Genomic DNA, 13,767 nt, shown 5'->3' with positions numbered 1-13,767 from the left:
CCTAGCGGGCTTTCTAACGAATGAAGCAAGACTCAGGCAGCTAGACGAACGCTTCCCCGGCAGCCGTCCATCAGGAACGACAAGCCGACTACCAGCACCAGCTCGCCTTCGGCCGAACGGGCCGTGCCCGTGATGCCTTCCACGGTGATGGCCGTCATCGGCTTGATCACCAGGTCGGCCGTACCGTCGACGGCTTCCACGGCAAGAATGTACGGCTGCGGCGCGGCGACGACGATGCCGACCCGCTCGCTGCATGATTCGTAGCCCAGGGCGCCGGCCAGCGAGCGCACGGGCAATGGACGGCCCTGGTCTTTCAGCACGGGCGCGCCGCCCACTTCCATGAAGGTTTCCGGCAATTCGACGACGCGCTGCACCACCGCCATCGGCAGCGCCAGCGCGGCGCCCGAGGTCGATACCAGCATGGTCGGCACGATCGACAGTTCGATCGGCAGGCGGATGGCAAACTTCGTGCCCTTGCCCAGCATGGATTCGATGTGGATGGCGCCGCGGTTTTTCTCCACGGCCGTTTTCACCACGTCCATGCCCACGCCGCGCCCGGAAACGCTGGACGCCACTTCCTTGGTCGAGAAGCCCGGCAGGAACACCAGCTGGAAGCACTCGTCGTTGCTCAACTGGGCGTTTTCGCTGATCAGGCCCTTTTGCTGGGCCTTGCTGCGCAGGAAGACCGGGTCCATGCCCTTGCCGTCATCCTGCAGCACGATCATGACGCTGTTGGCTTCCTGCCAGGCCTTGAGCGAAATATACGATTTGGCGGGCTTGCCGGCGGCCAGGCGCGCTTCCGGCGATTCGACGCCATGGTCGAGCGAGTTGCGCAGCATGTGCACGAGCGGATCGTACAGGCTGTCCACGACGACGCGGTCGACTTCCGTCTCCGCGCCCTCGATGGTCAGCTCGACGTCCTTGCCCAGGTCTTTCGCCAGTTCGCGCACCAGGCGCGGGAATTTCTGGAACAGACGGCCGACAGGCTGCATGCGCGTGGCCAGGGTGGCCCGCTGCAGTTCCGTCGAGTAGCGCGAGGCGCGTTCCAGGGTTTCCGCCAGGGTCGCCATCAGGGTGGCGGCCTGGCCTTCGAATTTGAATTGCAGCAAACGCTCGAGCAGCACGGCAGCCTGATTGGCGGCCTGCACGGATTCGCCGGCCACTTCCAGCAGCGCGTCGAGCTTGACGGCGTCGACGCGGATGCTGTCTTCCTTGACGGGCGCGGCATGGCGCACTTCCGGACGCTCTTCACGGCGTTCCGCGCCATCCCAGGCCTTGGCGGCCGGCTTGGCGGCAGCGGCGGAAGTAGCGGCGGCGGCCACGGCAGGCGCGGCAGCCACGGCGACAGGGGCTGCGACGGCGGACACGGCTGCGGCAGCGATCTGGCTACCGGCCGGCACGACGGCGTTGTACATGCCCTCCCAGTCCAGGCCATCGGCGCTGGCAGTGGACACGGCGGCGGCAGGCGCGGCGACAGGCACTTCGGTGACCTCGGCAACGGCCACTTCCGCCACCACGGCGGCGGCAGGCGCCGGTGCGTCCATGCCCTTGCCTTCGATGGCGTTCGTCAGGATGTGTTCCAGCTCTTCCGGCATGGCCGGCAAGCTTTCCGGCGCGGCCCCGTTGGCCAGTTCCGTCAGCTGGTCGGCGACGAAACCGGACGCTTGCAGCGCCGCCTCGATGGCGATCGGGGTGACGGGCGCGGCGCCCGTGCGCAAGGCGTCGAACAGGTTTTCCGTCAGATGGCAGGCCGCCACCAGCGCGGGCAGGCCCATGAAGCCGGCGCCGCCCTTGATGGTGTGGAAGGAACGAAACACGGCATTCAGTGTTTCCTTGTTGTCAGGATCGCGCTCGAGGCGCAATAAGTGCTCTTCAACATTAACCGCAAGATCCATCGCCTCAACGACGAAATCCTTGAGCATATCGTCCATTAGAATCCCAAATCCGCAAGAAGGTCGTCTACATTATCCTGGTCCAGCGCCACCGACGGCACGGACGGGCCCTGCATCAGCGGCGCATCCTGCTTCTGTGCCAGCTTTTCGCGCACCTCGGCCGGCGCGTTGTCGCGCAGCAGCTGAGCCAGCTCGTGCTCTACCGTCTTGGTGATGTTGACCACTTTTTTGATCAGCTGGCCCGTGATGTCCTGGAAGTCCTGCGCCATCATGATTTCCAGCAAGCGGGCTTTTTCCGCTTCCGTCGCTTCGGCAACGGCTTGCGCGAACTGGCGCGAGTCGCCGGCCAGGGCCTTGAATTCTTCCAGGCTCAGCTTGCCGTCGAACAGGGCCGTCCAGCGGCCATCCATGTCCTTGGCTTTCTTCGACAGCACATCCTGCGCCGGCATGCCTTCGTCGAGCGTGTTCAGGACCTTGTTGGCGGCCTGTTCGGTCAGGGTGGCGACATATTCCAGGCGGTCCTGGGCGTCGACGATCTGCGACGACGCTTCCGTCAGCGCCTTGTCGTAGCCCAGTTCGCGCAGCGAATCGTGCAGCAGGCGCACGATGCCGCCCAGGCGCTCGAACATCGGCTTGTCGGACTGGTCGACGGGATCGGCGGCGTCGCCAGGCGCGTCGGCGCTGGCGACGGGCGCCGCTTCCGGCGCGGCGGCCACGGGTGCCGCAGCGGCTGCCGGCACGGCGGCGCTGGCCGACACGGAGTCGAACAGCGCGTCGAAATCGTCATCCGCAATCACGGCGGGAGCGGGCGCGGCGGCAGGCGCGGGCTGAGCCGCGGCCGCACTTTGCGCAGATACTTCATCGAATAATGCATCGAAATCATCAGCGGCGTTGGTCATATCCCTGCTTCTCCATAATTTGTCAAAATTCCGCCTGAACTGTGCGTTTTACAGACTGATACCCACAATTTCTCGATTAAGATGATTTGAGGCAATACCGCTGCGATGGTGCGAGTGTAGCAGGGCGCCGCCCTGTTGGTAAATCTCAAAACGCGCTTCCTGGTGCAAAGCTGGTCCACAAGAGCTTTTCCACCAGGAAATAAGTGTTCCTGCTGTTGTATTTTGAAATACTACCATTGGCGTGCGTGCAAGACCACGCGCGGCACAAGAAATCCTGCCTGCGGGCGCCTGCGCAACAGCGCTGCACGGAAATCGTTGCAGCCAAACACGATCTTTCTGCCAATGTTGTCTATACTGAAGGTGCAGTTGTATTGATAATTATCAAGTCTTTACATGAATACAATGCTGCCGCCGCGTCTACAATAAGAGGCGTTGCGCGCGCTGAGTCACCGCCAAAGGACCTGCCATGTATAAGAAAATTCTGATCGCCACGGACGGCTCCACCGTCTCCAACTTGACGGCCTGTGCTGGCGTTGCCTTTGCCGAACAGATGCACGCCGACATCCTTGCCGTGTACGTGGCGCCCGAATACCAGTACCCGGTGTACATCGAGATCATCCCTCCAAGCTATCCCAGCGAAGAGGAATACCGCATCGCCATGCGCAAGGCGGGCGCCGACCACTGGCAGCCCATCCTCGACGCGGCCGCCAAGCGGGGCCTGGAAGCGACGGGCTTGACGGCCTTTTCCGACAGCCCGGCCCTGAAAATCGTGGAAGTGGCGCAATTGCAGCATTGCGACCTGATTTTCATGGGTTCGCATGGCCGCAGCGGCTGGGGGCAGTTGCTGCTGGGCAGCGTGACCAATAAGGTGCTGTCGCACTCGAAATTGCCGGTGCTCGTGCATAGGCTGATCAAGGAACCCGCAACGAAATAGGCGGTCAGATGGCCACGGGGGCCGCCGCTGCCGGCACATGAAGTAAAAGGCAAACTTGCGGCCATATCAGTTAAAATGACAACGTTTCTCGCTTCTCAACATTTGCTTGTCCGGCGACGGACACCCTCCAGATTGCCCGCCTATGATACGTATTGTGATTGCCGACGACCACACCATCATGCGAGAAGGATTGAAGCGCATCCTTGACGGCGCGCCGGACATCGATATCGTGGGTGAGGCCATCGACGGCTTTGAAGTACTCAACCACGTACGCCAGGGCGGCTTCGACCTGTTGCTGCTCGACCTGTCGATGCCGGGCCGCAGCGGCGTCGACCTGATCCGGCAAATCCGTAGCGAGGCGCCCAAGCTGGCCATCCTGATCCTCACCATGCACGAGGAAGAACAATATGCGGTGCGCGCCATCCGCGCCGGCGCGCAAGGCTATCTGACCAAGGAAAGCGCGGGCACCCAGCTCGTGGGCGCCATCCACAAGGTGGCGTCGGGACGCCCCTACATCAGCGCCGAGGTGGCCGAGCAGCTCGTGCTCAACATCATGATGCCGAATGAAAGCCTGTTGCACAAACAGTTGTCGGACCGCGAGTTCGAAGTGTTTTCCCTGCTGGTGGCGGGCAAGTCGATCACGGAAATCGCCAACAACCTGCACCTGAGCGTCAAGACGGTGAGTACGCACAAGACGCGCATCATGCAAAAAATGGGCATGAGTTCGCTGTCGGAAATGGTGCAGTATGCCGTGGCGCACCGCCTGCTCTCCCCCTTCAAGACGTAAGCCCGGCGACGCGCGCCCGCGCGTCCGCTGTAGGAACAATCCTACCTCGCCTACCGTAGCTCTTACTCCCATATTCAGCCACTGCTGATATTAATTGCACACGGTTGTTGGCATACTGAAACCAGTAATCAAGTTGCTGGGAAGTTATTTCATCACACAGCAAGTCGTCAGCGAATTGAGCTTTACCTGCCTGGACGCGCGCCGCCCCTTCCCTGCCCGCCGTCCTGCGCACCCTGTTATTCAACTCTGAACTACCTGTCACCAGGAGATGAACATGCTGTCCACGCAAACGCCTGAAACCCGCGCCGCCGCCCCATCGCTGGCCCCCTCCTCTCCGATGGAAGCAGGGCGCCAGCGCCAGGGGCGGCTATGGTCGAACCTGAAGGAGGTATGCGATCTGCTGCATATCTCCAGCGCCTGCACCATCGCCGCCGACGAGCTGCTGTTCCAGCACGTGCAATTCAAGACGGGCCAGCGCGTGCATACCATCGGCCAGCCGTTCGACACTTTGTACATCGTCAATTCGGGCTTCCTGAAAACCGTGCTCATCGACGAATTCGGCAATGAACAGGTACTCAGCTTCCCCATGAAGGGCGACATGCTGGGCGTCGACGGCATCCACTCGCGCCATTACTCCTCGGAAGCGGTGGCCCTGTCCGACTGCGACCTGATCCTGCTGCCGTTCAAGAAGCTGACGGCGCTGGGACGTGTTCACCTGGAACTGGAAAACGTCATGTACGGCGTGATGAGCCGCGAACTGGTGCGCGAACAGGCGATGATCGGCATGCTGGGCGCCCTCAGCGCCGAAGCCCGCGTGGCGCGCTTCCTCGTCTCGCTGGCCGACCGCTTCGCGCAGATGGGCTACTCGAGCAAGCTGTTCAACCTGCGCATGACGCGCCACGAAATCGGCAGCTACCTGGGCCTGACCCTGGAAACGGTCAGCCGCACTTTGTCCGCCTTCAATGAAATCGGCCTGATCTCGGTTGACCAGCGCACCATCGGCATCAAGGATCCGGACGCCCTGAAAACCCTGCGCCGCCTGCCGCCGTCGCGCTCGCGCGCCAAGCAGCTGGCCGCCGCCAAGCTCAAGGCCGACACCACCGCGGCCGCCACCGCCTCGGCGCAATTGCTGGCCACTATTTAGCACCATCCCGATTTCTTCCAGCTTGGCACAGGCTTGACCCGGCCGAGGCGCGCACCGCCTTGGCCGGGTCTTTTTTGCTGCCGCGCCGCGCCCGCGGCCGCCTTTGCGCAGCACCATCCTCCACCCCGCCATCCCATCGCAAAAAAGCGCGGATTCCGCGCAAATAAGCCTTGCTTTTCGGGCCACATTCAACAATAATGCAAATACGAATCATTCTCAACTGAGATAAAGAAAGCCCAACATGCAAAGCTCAAAACCAGCCTTGATCCAGGATGCCGCTACCGCCCACGTCCGTCCTCCCGTCAGCATGGCCCAGCCGGCGCGCCGCATCACCAGCGAAGCGCTGCTGCAGCAGGGCCGCGAAGTGGAGATTGAGCACAGCGGCAAGATCTATCGCCTGCGCGTCACCCAATTGAACAAGCTGATCCTGACTGCCTGAAGCAGCACGGCAGCCAGTCACCACACTCGCCAGCCAGTCGCGCCACGTGCGCGCAGCCAGCCAAACCACCGCACAGGAGTGTTTGATGGCGAACGACCGACCTTCCCCGATGTTTCCTTCCCCGCAAGGCCAACAGCCTGAATTGCTGCTATCGGCCGTGCTGCACCTGATGTCGCACTACCATGCGGGCAGTCCCTGCGAGAAACTGGCCGGTGTCATCGAACGCCATCTGCAAGTGCTATCGAATTCGCCCGGCCTGGGCCCCGTGCTGCAAGCAACCTGCCAGCAACTGGCGCAGCAATGGGCTGCCCTCGTGGCGCTGCACCGGCCCGCGCCGCCGAAGGCCACCCTGCTCGAGCGCCTGGCGCGCATGCTGAGCGCCAGGCGCCCCGCCTCGCCCCTGCCGCAATAATTTCTATTTATCTTCAACTGCTGCCCCACCGCCCAACAGGATATCGCCATGTGTGACAAAGACCAGTCCTTGCCCGTCATCAGCAATTGCACCCACGCCGACACGGAAACGGCCGCGCTCGCGTCTCGCCGCCGCCGGCTGTGGGAACTGTCGCATACCTGCCATTGTCCGCTGGTCGGCGTGGGCTTGCCATTGGGCTACCTGCGTAAGCTGGTGGGCAAGATGACGGGCGGGCGCGTACTGGCCGACGACTACGAAGTGCACGTGGGCGCCGTGACGGAATGCGGCGCGCGCAACCGCCTGTCCGAAGCGCTGCAAAAGGAACTCGAACGCCGCTACGCCCCCGTGATCCTGCGCTTTCGCGGCGCCAAGACCACGCAACAGGTAGCGCAACTGTGGCGCACGGCCGTCGCCAACGGCGACGTGTCGGGCGCCTTCTGGGCCGGCCTGACCCACCCGCGCTGCGATGCCGAGCTGGAAGAGCAGATGTGCCGCGACCTGCACATGATCCAGCACCAGGCCGGCGCCTGCGTGCGCGCCGACATGGGCAAATTTACGGCCTTGCAGGAAGAAAACGCGCGCCTGACGCAGGAACTGGCCAAGCTGCAGCAGCGCAGCCAGGCCGCACTGATGGAAAAGACGGGCGAGCTGGAACGCCAGGAAGCCGTGCTGCTGCGCACGCGGGCAGAGGCCATCGGCAAGGATAGCGTGATCGACGGCTTGCGCTTTGAGCTGGCGCAATTGCAGGCCGCCATTCCCGCACTGGAATCGCGTACGCGCCTAGTCGAGCGCCTGGCGCAAATGGATGAGCGCGAAAAGGAATTGCGCCAGCAAATCGCGGAATTGAAACAGGCCCAGCCGCGCCCGGCCGCCGCCGTGCCGCCACCGGCGCCGAAGCTGGAAGTGCCGACGGGCGGCAAGCTGAAAATGCCGATCCGCCTCGTCGATCAAAGCGTCTTGTGCGTGGGCGGGCGCAGCGGCAACGTCGCCACCTACCGCGCCCTGATCGAGCGGGTCGGTGCGCAATTCGCCCACCACGATGGCGGCCTGGAAGACAATGCCAACCTGCTCGACTCGAGCCTGGCGGCAGCCGACCTGGTGATATGCCAGACGGGCTGCATCAGCCACAGCGCCTACTGGCGCGTGAAGGATTATTGCAAGCGCACGGGCAAGCGCTGCGTCTTCATCGACAACCCCAGCATCTCCAGCCTGGCGCGCGGCTTGCAGGAAGTGAGCGGCGAGATGGAAGCAGCGCCGCTGGCCGCAGTCCAGCCGTAAGCGGGCTCGCCCAATAAAAAAGGACTGGCTTGGCCAGTCCTTTTTTTATGCGCAGTCGGTCAATACACGTCGCGCCGGTAGCGCCCTTCGGCCGCCAGCGCATCGAGCGCGGGCCGGCCCAGCATCTCCTGCAGCGCCTGGTCGACGCCGCCCGCCATGCCGGCCAGGCTGCCGCAGATGTAGATGGCCGCGCCCTGCGCCAGCCACAGCTTGACTTCATCGGCATTGCCGCGCAGGCGGTCCTGTACGTAGGTGCGCTGTGCCTGGTCGCGCGAAAACGCCAGATCCAGGCGCGGCAGGTCGCCGCTGGCGTGCCAGCCTTCAATTTCTTCGCGGTAATGAAAATCGTGGGCGGCATTGCGCTCGCCAAAGATCAGCCAGTTGCGCCGCTGCCCCGCCAGCACGCGGCTTTTCAGGTGCCCGCGCAAGCCGGCGATGCCGCTGCCGTTGCCGATCAAAATCAATGGCCGCTGGGCATTGTCTTCCAGGCGAAAGCGTTTATGCTGGCGCAAGCGCAGCTGCACCACGTCGCCGACTGATGCCTGCGCTGTGAGCCAGCCCGAGGCCAGGCCCAGGCTGCCGTCGGGATGCGCATGCTGGCGCACCAGCAAGTGCACGCCGCCATCGCGCGGAATCGAGGCGATCGAATATTCGCGCGGTTGCGTGGAATCGGCCGGCGCCGCCACCTGCACCAGGTCGCCCGATTGCCAGTCGGGCAAAGCGCCGGCCACGGGCGCCAGTTCCACGTGATAGATGGCGCCGCCCGCGCTGCCCGGGTTGAGCAACAGCCGACGCGCCAGGCGCCAGTCGCCGAAGGCGGGCGCGCTCCAGTCGGGCGCGTCGCTGGTGCCGGCCAGGTGGCTCAGATGCTGGAACCATTGCTCGATGGCGGCGCTGGCGCTGCGGTCGACTTCGATGCGTTCGAACAGGCGCGAGGCGCCCTGCCCCGCCAGCCAGGCATCGAGCGCGCGGCCGAAGCCGCAGAACTGGCCATAGCTGCGGTCGCCCAGGGCCAGCACGGCGTAATGCAATTGCGGCAGCGCCAGCTCGCCCGTCATCATGCGCCCCATGAAGGCGGCCGCATTGTCGGGCGCGTCGCCTTCGCCATAGGTGCTGACCAAAAACAAGGCCCGTTCCGCTTGTTGCAGATCAAGAGCCGTGAGTTCGGCCAGCGCGCACAGGCGCACGGGGATGCCGGCCAGCTGCAGGCTCTGCGCCGTTTGCGTGGCCAGTTCCTCGGCATTGCCCGTCTGGCTTGCATACGCCACCAGCCAGGCGGGACTGTCGGCCAGCGCCGCCTTGGCGGCAGCGGACGCGCGGCGCCTGGCGCGCGCGCGCAGCCAGGGCGCCAGGCACACGCCCGCATAACTGAGGGACAGGGCGGCCAGCAAGGCCAGCCGTGTCGTATCGTGCGTAAAAATCATGGGAAATAAATCTTCATTCGTCGAGCATGGCCAGCATGTGGCTGCTCAGAAATTCGCGGTTGCCGTGGCCGTCGCGCTGCAGGAAGCGCGCGGCCAGGCCCTGCTGCTCGGCCAGCGCCATGCCGGCCTCGACGCCCAGCACCGTCAGGGCCGTCGACCAGGCGTCGGCCGCCATGCATTCGGCATGCACGACGGTGACGGAAGCGAGTTGATTGGCGATCGGCATGCCGCTGCGCGGATCGATCGTATGGGAAAAGCGCGCAGTGCCATCCTGGAAGAAACGCCGGTAATCGCCCGACGTCGCCACGGAGAGGCCGTGCAGCGCCAGCAGCATTTCCGCCGGTTGCTGTGCATTATCAGCGCCATCGACCTGCTCCAGCATGACCCACCACGGCTGACCGTCGGGCTTGCTGCCGGCGCCGCGCAGCTCGCCGCCCACTTCGACCAGGTAATGGTGAATGCCCTGGCTGTCCAGGTAGCGGGCCAGGCGGTCCACGCCATGGCCCTTGGCCACGGCGGACAAATCGAGCTGCAAGCCGCCCGGCTGGCGTGCGCGGCGGGCCGGCAAGTCCAGCTCCAGGCGGCGGCGCTGCCGTTGCGACAGCAGCAAGGCCACCGTATCGTCTTTCGGCGGCAAAAATCCGGGCTCATCGTAGCGATTGCGGGGGCCGAAGCCCCACAGGTTGACGAGGGCGCCCGCGCACGGGTCGTACGCGCCGCCGGACGCCTGCGCCACGTGCATGGCAAAGCCCAGCACCTCGCAAAAGGCGGCGGGCAGGCTGTGCCAGCTGCCCGGTTCGGCCCGGTTGAAGCGGCCCAGGTCGGACTCCTCGCTCCAGTGGCTCATTTGCGCCACGACAAGGTCCAGCTGCTGCTGCAAGCCCTGCTGCAAGTCGGCGCTGCCGGCGCGTCCCGGCATGGCGGGCTCGAGCAGGCGCACCGACCAGCTGGTGCCCATGGTCAGGCCGCGCAAGTCCCGGATCGCGGCGCCGGGCGGCGCGGCCTGATCGGAAATATGCTGCGGCAGCAGGACCCGGCGCATCGGCGAGCTCGTGACGATGCCGCCGCTTACTGCGGCAGCACTTCCACGGTGGCCGCGTAGGTCATGCGGCGTTCGGGCATGGCTGGCGGCTGGCCGGCCACGGCAGGCGCTGCCGCCGGCCAGGTGCTGCTCAGGTAATACATGCCGGCCGCCGGCACGGTGAACGTGATCTCGCCCTTGGCATCGGTGCTCTGGCGGATTTCACCCAGCACGCCACGGTAGCGCACGCCGCCCGGCACCAGGCTGAAGGCCTGGTTCGCGGCCGGTTTACCGTCGACCAGGAAGCGCCACGTGGCTTTCTCGCCCGCGCGCAAGTCGTTCGGATGGGTCACCGGCACGAATTCCAGGCCCACGCCCGTCGGCTTGAATACTTCCGTGCTGGTTTCCCCATTGCTGAAGAAGGTTTCCAGGCGGCTGGCCGTGCGCGTGATTTTCAGCTCTTGCGCATCGGCCGGCACGTCCTTCTTGAACGTCTCTTCGTTGCCGCGGAAGCGTTTCTGTTCGCCATTTTGCTTGTAGCTGGCCATGACGTTCTGCGACACGATGGCCGCCTTGTACGTGCCCGGCTTTTCCATTTTTACGTCAAACACGCTGCGCAGACGGCCCGTGACGGTATTGGCCGGCGTCACTTTCGCGCCATCGGGGCCGGTCACTTGCAGCGCGTCCAGGCGCAGCGGCTGGTGGTCGATCTCGAACAGGCCGTCGGAGACGGCGGCATCCACCGTCACCCAGGCGTCCTTGCTTTCCACCATCGTGCTCGACGGCACCATCCAGCCGCGGTGGGCGTGGGCGTTCATGGCCAGGCCGGCCAGCGCCAGGGCGATCAGCGGTTTATTCAGTTGCTTCAACATGGTAGAGGCGCCTTAAGGTTTGAGTTGGACGACGACATTGCCGAGTTCTTCCTTGCCCTTGCCAGGAACGGACTGGGCCGATTTCAGCGGCCACTGGAACGGCACGCGCACCAGTTCGCGTCCGCCCGCTTCACGCGCCGCTTCCACCACCACCTGGTATTCGCCGGCCGGCAGCTTGTCGAGCAAGGCCTTGGCGCCAGGGAAAGTCAGCGTATGTTCGCCAGGGGCGCGCGTGGCGCCGCTGACGCCGTCGACGGGCATGGCCAGGTCGCGGCCGCTCTTGCGCCACCACTGGCGCATGTCCTTCAGCCATTTTTCGCCGGCCTTGTCCTTCTTTTTCACGTCATACAGCACCGTCAGGTTGCCGACGACCTTTTGATCGGCCGTTTCCAGCCACGCCGCCACGTAGGGACGATGGTATTCCGCCACGTTCAGTTGCGGGATTTCAAGCTTGAGAGCCAGGTCGGCCGCCATCGCCGACGTACCGATCAGGGGAAGGCCAAGCGCCAGGGAGTAGCGTAATTTCATGGTGTGCCTGTAAAAAGAAAAGTAAAAACGATCAATGAATAAACAGCAAGGCGATCGCGCAAGGTATCAAGATACCGAGGCCAACCATCGGCCAGGTAAATGGCCGGTTGGCCGCGTGGAACTTTAAAATCAATAGCCCCGTCAGGCAAAACACGATGCAGGCACCGGCAAAGATGTCGATGAACCAGTTCCAGGCCACGCCCGTGTTGCGGCCCTTGTGCACATCGTTGAGCCAGGACACCCAGCCCCGGTCCGTCAATTCGTATTCGGCGGCGCCGTCTTCCAGGCCGATGCGCACCCAGGCGTCGCCGCCCGCCTTGGGCAGCGGCAGATACACTTCGTCGACCGACCATTCGGCGGAACGGCCGCCCGCATTGAGCGACCATTGCTGCTTGAGCCAGGCTTCGGCGGCGGCCGGCATCGGTGCATTGGTGCCATCGTGCTTGGCGGCAAAGGCGGCCAGTTCCGTGACGAGGGGTGCCGGCAACTGCGCCTTTTGGCGCGTGATCGACGGTTTCGACTCGATCTGGCTGGCGTGGTTCAGGGTGATGCCGGTAATGGCGAACAAAAACATGCCCAGCAAACAAAGTGCCGAGCTGATCCAGTGCCATTGATGCAAGTTCTTCAGCCACACGGCGCGGCTGGCGTTGTTCCTTGCCTTGTCGGCGGCGCCCGCACTATGCATGCTCCGCTCCCGGCAAGGAGCGGGCCAGGTGGCGCGACAAGTCAGTGTGCTTCATTCCCATCCTTCAATCAGAGTGCATGCTTATATAGTCAAACAAATGATAATGATTATCATTTATTAAGTCAATACATGGGGCGCCCCGCCGGGCCAGCGTTTTGTAACAGCTTTGAAACAAAGCACCGCTGCTACGTAAGCTGCCGTACAGAACCGCATGCAGCACTCGCCTATGCTTGTTGTTCAGGACAACCAACAAGGGAGCACCCATGCAAGCGTATTCCAGCGAACAACTGGCCAGCATCGCGGCCAGGATCAAGGACGTCAAATTCGGCATGCTGACCACCAGCGACGACATGCGCACCCTCACCAGCCGGCCGCTGACGCAGCAGCAGGTCGACAGCGACGGGCAGATCTGGTTCTTTGTCTCGGACGAGGCCAGCTATACGCGCGATTTGCTGAACAACCCGCAAGTCAACGTCAGCTTCGTCGACACGGGCGACAGCCTGTATGTATCCGTCTGCGGCCACGCGCAGCTGCTGAAAGACCGCGCCAAGGCGGAAGAGTTGTGGAGCCCGCTGGTAAAAGCCTGGTTCCCGGGCGGACTCGACGATCCGAAGCTGTCGCTGATCAAGGTGACGATCCAGTCGGCCGAGTATTGGGATAGCAGCGCCAGCAAGATGATGCAATTCTATGAAATGGCCAAGGCCGCCATCACGGGCGAACCGCCGAAAGACATGGGCGAACACGGCCGGGTCGATCTGTAGCAAGGTTGCCCTATTTTACCCGGGTGTTATTGACTTTCAATTTAACCCGGGTAAAATTGCCTGCATACTGACTCACTGGAGCAAGCCATGCACCCCCAACTGACCGCCTTTGCCGGCCCACACAAGGTGGCCGCCGGCACATTGCATGCCGTGGCGCAAACACTGAAGGAACTGGTGACGCGCGATCCCGATGCACAGATCCTCATTTTCGACGATGCCAGCGGCAGCCAGGTCGACCTGAACCTGCACGGCAGCCTGGCCGAGGTGCTGCAGCGCCTGCCTCGCGCAGCAACGCCGGCGCCGCAGGACGACGCTCCCGCCCCCGCGCGCACGGCAGGCCGGCCGAAGCTGGGCGTGGTGGCGCGCGAAATCACCTTGCTGCCCCGTCACTGGGAATGGCTGGCGACGCAGCCGGGCGGCGCTTCCGTCGCCTTGCGCAAGCTGGTGGAACAGGCGCAACGGGGCAACAAGGCGCACGACGAACAGCGCCAGGCGCGTGAAGCGGCGTATAAAGTCATGAGTGCGCTGGCCGGCGATGCGCCAGGCTTCGAGGAAGCCAGCCGCGCCCTGTTCGCCGGCAAGCAGCCAGCGTTCCTGGCGTGCGTGCAGGCATGGCCAGCCGACGTGCGCGAACACGTCTTGCAGCTGGCCCAGCGCGGGTGGTCCGGGAGTGAAGAGAGTTAGGCGGCCA

The 13,767-nt window shown here is 63.9% G+C and carries 15 protein-coding genes; 8 read left to right on the top strand and 7 right to left on the bottom strand.

The genetic code is table 11. The features are described 5' to 3' along the window. Positions 1 to 32: 32 nt before the first annotated feature. Complete coding sequence (locus tag AC1RJW_RS01375) at positions 33 to 1,931, bottom strand: chemotaxis protein CheA (RefSeq protein WP_493042845.1); 1,899 nt, start codon at positions 1,929 to 1,931, stop codon at positions 33 to 35. Then, positions 1,931 to 2,791: a protein phosphatase CheZ gene (locus AC1RJW_RS01370; protein WP_493042843.1), complete on the bottom strand. Its 861-nt coding sequence runs from the start codon at positions 2,789 to 2,791 to the stop codon at positions 1,931 to 1,933. The genes AC1RJW_RS01375 and AC1RJW_RS01370 overlap by 1 nt, the downstream gene beginning before the upstream one ends. Positions 2,792 to 3,257: 466 nt before the next feature. Here AC1RJW_RS01370 and AC1RJW_RS01365 point away from each other — a divergent pair, with 466 nt between their 5' ends. The 6 genes from AC1RJW_RS01365 (at position 3,258) to AC1RJW_RS01340 (ending at position 7,785) form a co-directional block, all read left to right on the top strand. Further along, positions 3,258 to 3,725, top strand: coding sequence for a universal stress protein (locus AC1RJW_RS01365; protein ID WP_436494519.1), 468 nt, complete (start codon positions 3,258 to 3,260; stop codon positions 3,723 to 3,725). A 142-nt stretch (positions 3,726 to 3,867) separates the two neighbouring features. Beyond that, the gene (locus tag AC1RJW_RS01360) at positions 3,868 to 4,512 is read left to right on the top strand and encodes a response regulator (RefSeq protein WP_034750556.1); all 645 of its coding nucleotides are present in this window, start codon (positions 3,868 to 3,870) and stop codon (positions 4,510 to 4,512) included. A gap of 337 nt (positions 4,513 to 4,849) precedes the next feature. After that, entirely contained in the window at positions 4,850 to 5,656 is an 807-nt protein-coding gene (locus tag AC1RJW_RS01355; protein WP_034750901.1) for a Crp/Fnr family transcriptional regulator, read from the top strand. Positions 5,657 to 5,897: 241 nt separating this feature from the next. Further along, a complete protein-coding gene (gene hemP / locus AC1RJW_RS01350) occupies positions 5,898 to 6,095 on the top strand; it encodes a hemin uptake protein HemP (protein WP_034750559.1) in 198 nt (65 codons plus the stop codon). Positions 6,096 to 6,180: 85 nt separating this feature from the next. Next, positions 6,181 to 6,507, top strand: a complete 327-nt coding sequence (locus AC1RJW_RS01345) for a hypothetical protein (RefSeq protein WP_493042841.1) — start codon at positions 6,181 to 6,183, stop codon at positions 6,505 to 6,507. A 48-nt stretch (positions 6,508 to 6,555) separates the two neighbouring features. Next, on the top strand, positions 6,556 to 7,785 hold the full coding sequence (locus AC1RJW_RS01340) for a DUF2325 domain-containing protein (RefSeq protein WP_493042840.1): 1,230 nt from the start codon (positions 6,556 to 6,558) through the stop codon (positions 7,783 to 7,785). 59 nt (positions 7,786 to 7,844) lie between these two features. Here the strand turns inward: AC1RJW_RS01340 and AC1RJW_RS01335 are convergent, their stop codons facing one another. The 5 genes from AC1RJW_RS01335 to AC1RJW_RS01315 are packed head-to-tail and all read right to left on the bottom strand — an operon-like array spanning position 7,845 to position 12,315. Then, positions 7,845 to 9,209, bottom strand: coding sequence for a sulfite reductase subunit alpha (locus AC1RJW_RS01335; protein ID WP_493042838.1), 1,365 nt, complete (start codon positions 9,207 to 9,209; stop codon positions 7,845 to 7,847). 13 nt (positions 9,210 to 9,222) lie between these two features. Continuing rightward, a complete protein-coding gene (locus tag AC1RJW_RS01330) occupies positions 9,223 to 10,251 on the bottom strand; it encodes an FAD:protein FMN transferase (RefSeq protein WP_493042836.1) in 1,029 nt (342 codons plus the stop codon). A gap of 26 nt (positions 10,252 to 10,277) precedes the next feature. Beyond that, a complete protein-coding gene (locus AC1RJW_RS01325) occupies positions 10,278 to 11,102 on the bottom strand; it encodes a DUF4198 domain-containing protein (protein ID WP_493042834.1) in 825 nt (274 codons plus the stop codon). A 12-nt stretch (positions 11,103 to 11,114) separates the two neighbouring features. After that, positions 11,115 to 11,630: a DUF2271 domain-containing protein gene (locus tag AC1RJW_RS01320; protein WP_436553067.1), complete on the bottom strand. Its 516-nt coding sequence runs from the start codon at positions 11,628 to 11,630 to the stop codon at positions 11,115 to 11,117. A gap of 31 nt (positions 11,631 to 11,661) precedes the next feature. After that, positions 11,662 to 12,315: a PepSY-associated TM helix domain-containing protein gene (locus tag AC1RJW_RS01315; RefSeq protein WP_493042831.1), complete on the bottom strand. Its 654-nt coding sequence runs from the start codon at positions 12,313 to 12,315 to the stop codon at positions 11,662 to 11,664. Positions 12,316 to 12,578: 263 nt separating this feature from the next. Between AC1RJW_RS01315 and AC1RJW_RS01310 the strand changes: the two genes are divergently transcribed. Further along, positions 12,579 to 13,076, top strand: coding sequence for a pyridoxamine 5'-phosphate oxidase family protein (locus AC1RJW_RS01310; RefSeq protein WP_493042829.1), 498 nt, complete (start codon positions 12,579 to 12,581; stop codon positions 13,074 to 13,076). 87 nt (positions 13,077 to 13,163) lie between these two features. Next, positions 13,164 to 13,760: a DUF2239 family protein gene (locus tag AC1RJW_RS01305; protein ID WP_493042828.1), complete on the top strand. Its 597-nt coding sequence runs from the start codon at positions 13,164 to 13,166 to the stop codon at positions 13,758 to 13,760. The last annotated feature ends 7 nt before the right edge of the window (positions 13,761 to 13,767 follow it).

The sequence above is a fragment of the Janthinobacterium sp. GW822-FHT07A03 genome (assembly GCF_058798815.1).
The sequence above is the reverse complement of the archived record's forward strand: the minus strand, read 5'-3'. Positions and strand labels throughout refer to the sequence as shown.

Coding starts and splice junctions, on each gene's coding strand:
- hemP (WP_034750559.1), top strand. CDS start 5,898: ATGCAAAGCTCAAAACCAGCCTTGATCCAGGATGCCGCTACCGCCCAC.
- AC1RJW_RS01365 (WP_436494519.1), top strand. CDS start 3,258: ATGTATAAGAAAATTCTGATCGCCACGGACGGCTCCACCGTCTCCAAC.
- AC1RJW_RS01335 (WP_493042838.1), bottom strand. CDS start 9,209: ATGATTTTTACGCACGATACGACACGGCTGGCCTTGCTGGCCGCCCTG.
- AC1RJW_RS01330 (WP_493042836.1), bottom strand. CDS start 10,251: ATGCGCCGGGTCCTGCTGCCGCAGCATATTTCCGATCAGGCCGCGCCG.
- AC1RJW_RS01355 (WP_034750901.1), top strand. CDS start 4,850: ATGGAAGCAGGGCGCCAGCGCCAGGGGCGGCTATGGTCGAACCTGAAG.
- AC1RJW_RS01370 (WP_493042843.1), bottom strand. CDS start 2,791: ATGACCAACGCCGCTGATGATTTCGATGCATTATTCGATGAAGTATCT.
- AC1RJW_RS01345 (WP_493042841.1), top strand. CDS start 6,181: ATGGCGAACGACCGACCTTCCCCGATGTTTCCTTCCCCGCAAGGCCAA.
- AC1RJW_RS01305 (WP_493042828.1), top strand. CDS start 13,164: ATGCACCCCCAACTGACCGCCTTTGCCGGCCCACACAAGGTGGCCGCC.
- AC1RJW_RS01315 (WP_493042831.1), bottom strand. CDS start 12,315: ATGCATAGTGCGGGCGCCGCCGACAAGGCAAGGAACAACGCCAGCCGC.
- AC1RJW_RS01375 (WP_493042845.1), bottom strand. CDS start 1,931: ATGGACGATATGCTCAAGGATTTCGTCGTTGAGGCGATGGATCTTGCG.
- AC1RJW_RS01360 (WP_034750556.1), top strand. CDS start 3,868: ATGATACGTATTGTGATTGCCGACGACCACACCATCATGCGAGAAGGA.
- AC1RJW_RS01320 (WP_436553067.1), bottom strand. CDS start 11,630: ATGAAATTACGCTACTCCCTGGCGCTTGGCCTTCCCCTGATCGGTACG.
- AC1RJW_RS01325 (WP_493042834.1), bottom strand. CDS start 11,102: ATGTTGAAGCAACTGAATAAACCGCTGATCGCCCTGGCGCTGGCCGGC.
- AC1RJW_RS01310 (WP_493042829.1), top strand. CDS start 12,579: ATGCAAGCGTATTCCAGCGAACAACTGGCCAGCATCGCGGCCAGGATC.
- AC1RJW_RS01340 (WP_493042840.1), top strand. CDS start 6,556: ATGTGTGACAAAGACCAGTCCTTGCCCGTCATCAGCAATTGCACCCAC.